General features: G+C 57.2%; 1 protein-coding gene. It reads right to left on the bottom strand.

Annotated features, from left to right (window positions below):
• Positions 1–77 precede the first annotated feature (77 nt).
• Positions 78–1,061 carry an IS110 family transposase gene (locus tag IQ254_RS31150; protein WP_193970004.1) on the bottom strand — a complete coding sequence of 328 codons (984 nt, stop codon included), beginning with the start codon at positions 1,059–1,061 and terminating at the stop codon, positions 78–80.
• Positions 1,062–1,282 lie beyond the last annotated feature (221 nt).

Below are 1,282 nucleotides of genomic sequence, written 5' to 3'. Positions count from 1 at the left end.
GGCTAGGGAGCAGCGATTATCTTAAATGTCAATGAAAGCCAGCTCAAAAGAGAGTGCCCCCTGGCTGGACCGCTCGATTAGGCAGGGGCATAACGGGCCGTCACGGATTCATCCTGCCAGGACGTCCGATGCTTCAGCATGGCGTTGAGGCAGGTCAGTAGTTTTCTAGCACAGGCAATCAAGGCCACTTTTTTCGCCTTACCGCGGCTCAAGAGGTGCTCATAGTAGGTGCGTATCGGCGGGTTATGGCGCACCGCAACGAGAACCGCCATGTAAAGCGCAGAGCGGACAGTGGCCCGGCCGCCCCAGGTGGTTCGCTGACCCCGGTAGCGACCACTATCGCGGTTAAAGGGGGCTAATCCAGCCAGGGCGGCAATTTGTTTGCCGGTGAGGTGGCCGAGCTCAGGTAGCTCAGCGAGCAGGAGCGTTGAAATGACCGGACCAATGCCCTTGACGGAGGTTAATAGGGCTTTGTCGTCACGCCATTGAGACTGCTGCTGGCTCAGCTGCTCAATCGTTTCATCGAGTTGCTTGATGCGGTGCTCGAGCCACTCGATGTGGGCCTCAACGTCCTCTTGCAAAGGGACGCTGCCCAGGCCAGTCAGTTGTTGTTTCCGATTCTTTTCACCACTGAGGAGCTCGACGAGTTGTTGCCGACGCCTCACCCAGTCTTTGAGCTGCTGCGCCAACTCCGTTGCGAACACGGTGACGGGTGGCTGCATCAACTGGCCAAATCGGGCGAGGATGGCCGCATCAATCGCGTCGGTCTTGGCTAAGGTGCCGGTGGCTTTGGCAAAGTCCCGCACTTGCCTGGGGTTGACCACGCTCACAGGCCAACCCTGAGCGGCGAGCTGGGTGGCGACTGGGGTTTCATAGCCACCGCTGGCCTCACAGACAAAGGCCTTGTCATGGACCTCGCTGAGGGCTGCGATGAGGGTCGCGATCCCGTCACTCTGGTTGCCATAGCGGATATGGCGGTGTTGGCTCTGGTCATAGACATCGAGAAAGTCTTTACTCACATCTATGCCGAACCAGGTCCGGTTAGAGAGTTGATCAGACATGGTGAACACCCAACATTGAAAGAACACAATTTGAGGTGAAAAAGCTCCATCCACTGCACTCATCCTTGCGCGATACGGTCTCCACTGTGGGAACCAGGCGATTTTTCGAGTTCTCAGAGGATGAATCGTAGGGCCGACCCTCGCTGCTCCACGGACTATGACGATCACGTGCCTAGGGGATACGGTCTAGCACTACTTCTCTCTCAACATACAAGGGGAGC

It is taken from the genome of Nodosilinea sp. LEGE 07088 (genome assembly GCF_015207395.1).
GTDB lineage: Bacteria > Cyanobacteriota > Cyanobacteriia > Phormidesmidales > Phormidesmidaceae > Nodosilinea.
The sequence above is the reverse complement of the archived record's forward strand: the minus strand, read 5'-3'. Positions and strand labels throughout refer to the sequence as shown.